This window comes from Streptomyces sp. NPDC054863 (assembly GCF_053610825.1).
On the sequence record NZ_JBSGZD010000533.1, the window covers coordinates 1 to 2,013 of the forward strand.

A 2,013-nucleotide genomic window follows, 5' to 3' on the forward strand; every position below is an offset into this window, starting at 1 on the left:
CCACCGTCTGAGCACTGCGCTCCGCCGGATGACTCACGGCCCCCCGCCCCGCTGGATGCGGCACGGGGGGCCGTCGTGCGTCTGCGGCGCCGTCGCGGCCGGTCGCGCAGTTCCCCGCGCCCCTGTGGGGCGCTCCCCGGCGGAAGGGGCCGCGACTACGACTGCTTCGGCTGCGGAGCCTGCGGGGTCTGCGCCTGCTTCGCCTTCAGCGCCGCCGCCATCTCCGCGAGCCGCTCGTCGGTGGCCGTGCCCAGCACGACGGTGGTGGCGCCCTTGTCCGTGCTGACCAGGGCGTCGTACTTCTCGCCCTTCCAGACCTGCCAGGTCCGGCCGCCCGCCTCCTGCGTCTTCCCCGTGTCCTTCGCGGAGAGCGTGACCTTCGGGACGTACTTCGCGGGGTCGTTCGTCGACTGCTCGACCGCGACGTACTCCTTCTGCGGGTCGAGGAAGCCGAGGTGCCAGGCCTTGCCCTCGTTGCCGCGGTACGTCACCGAGGTCGCCCGCCACTCCTTCGACAGGCCCTGCGGGGCGAGTACCGGGTAGGGCGCGGACCGCTGGGCCGTGCTGAGCTCGACGCGGTAGTCGACCGTCTTCAGCGGGTCGGCGTCCTCGTCGTGCGGGATGACCGTGTAGACGAGGGCGACGACGCCTCCGATGACCGCCATCGAGAGCACCATGTCCCGGATCTTCTGATTGCCACGCTTCGCTGCTGCCACGTCCTCCATGGTCCCCCATGGGGGTGCCCCGCCCGCCTCCAGGGGCCGGGCATCACGCCGGACGTAACCGATATGCCGCTCATACGTGCACCCCCTCTGCTCATTTTGTCGATGTACGGATAGAGTTCGGAGGACCGTCCCCTTCCCGGTTCCCGGGTTTCCCGGTACCTCATCTCCCGGCCGTCGCCGCCGTAGCCGTACAGAAAGGTGCGCACCCGATGACCGAGCACCAGCTCCCGTCGCCGCTCGAAGTTCCCGCCGAGGCCCCCGACCGCAACCTGGCCCTTGAGCTGGTCCGCGTCACGGAGGCCGCCGCCATGGCCGCCGGCCGCTGGGTCGGCCGCGGCGACAAGAACGGCGCCGACGGCGCGGCGGTCAACGCCATGCGCACCCTCGTCTCGACCGTGTCGATGAACGGCGTCGTCGTCATCGGCGAGGGCGAGAAGGACGAAGCCCCGATGCTCTACAACGGGGAGCGGATCGGCGACGGCACCGGCGCCGAGGTCGACATCGCGGTCGACCCGATCGACGGCACCACGCTGAACGCCAAGGGCATGCCCAACGCGATCGCGGTGCTCGCCGCCGCCGACCGGGGGACGATGTTCGACCCGTCGGCCGTCTTCTACATGGACAAGCTGGTGACGGGCCCCGAGGCCGCCGACTTCGTCGACATCAACGCCCCGGTCTCGGTGAACATCCGCCGGGTCGCCAAGGCCAAGAACTCCACGCCCGAGGACGTCACCGTGATGATCCTCGACCGTCCCCGCCACGAGGGGATAGTGAAGGAGATCCGGGAGACCGGCGCGCGCATCAAGTTCATCTCGGACGGCGACGTCGCCGGTTCGATCATGGCGGTACGGGAAGGCACCGGCGTCGACCTGCTGATGGGCGTCGGCGGCACCCCCGAGGGCATCATCAGCGCCTGCGCGATCAAGTGCCTGGGCGGCACCATCCAGGGCAAGCTCTGGCCCAAGGACGACGCCGAGCGGCAGCGCGCCCTCGACGCGGGCCACGACCTGGACCGCGTACTGCACACCAACGACCTGGTCAGCGGCGAGAACGTGTTCTTCGTCGCCACCGGCATCACCGACGGCGAGCTGCTGCGCGGCGTCCGCTACCGCTCGGCGACCGCCACCACGCAGTCCCTGGTGATGCGCTCGAAGTCGGGCACGATCCGCCAGATCGACTCCGTGCACCGCCTGTCGAAGCTGCGCGCGTACAGCGCCATCGACTTCGACCGCGCGAAGTAACGAGCACGTACGACCGAGGGGGCGGCCACCCGGCACCGGGGTGGCCG

The 2,013-nt window shown here is 70.4% G+C and carries 2 protein-coding genes; one reads left to right on the plus strand and one right to left on the minus strand.

Annotation, left to right across the window (positions count from 1 at the left end; all coding sequences use genetic code 11):
- Positions 1–155: 155 nt before the first annotated feature.
- The gene (locus ACWGIG_RS38630) at positions 156–725 is read right to left on the minus strand and encodes a DUF4245 domain-containing protein (protein WP_453326403.1); all 570 of its coding nucleotides are present in this window, start codon (positions 723–725) and stop codon (positions 156–158) included.
- Between the two features lie 209 nt (positions 726–934).
- Between ACWGIG_RS38630 and glpX the strand changes: the two genes are divergently transcribed.
- Positions 935–1,966, plus strand: a complete 1,032-nt coding sequence (gene glpX, locus ACWGIG_RS38635; protein WP_453326404.1) for a class II fructose-bisphosphatase — start codon at positions 935–937, stop codon at positions 1,964–1,966.
- The last annotated feature ends 47 nt before the right edge of the window (positions 1,967–2,013 follow it).

What these genes read in the sequence shown, in the direction of transcription:
- ACWGIG_RS38630 (WP_453326403.1), bottom strand. Translation starts at nt 725, where the DNA reads ATGGAGGACGTGGCAGCAGCGAAGCGTGGCAATCAGAAGATCCGGGAC.
- glpX (WP_453326404.1), top strand. Translation starts at nt 935, where the DNA reads ATGACCGAGCACCAGCTCCCGTCGCCGCTCGAAGTTCCCGCCGAGGCC.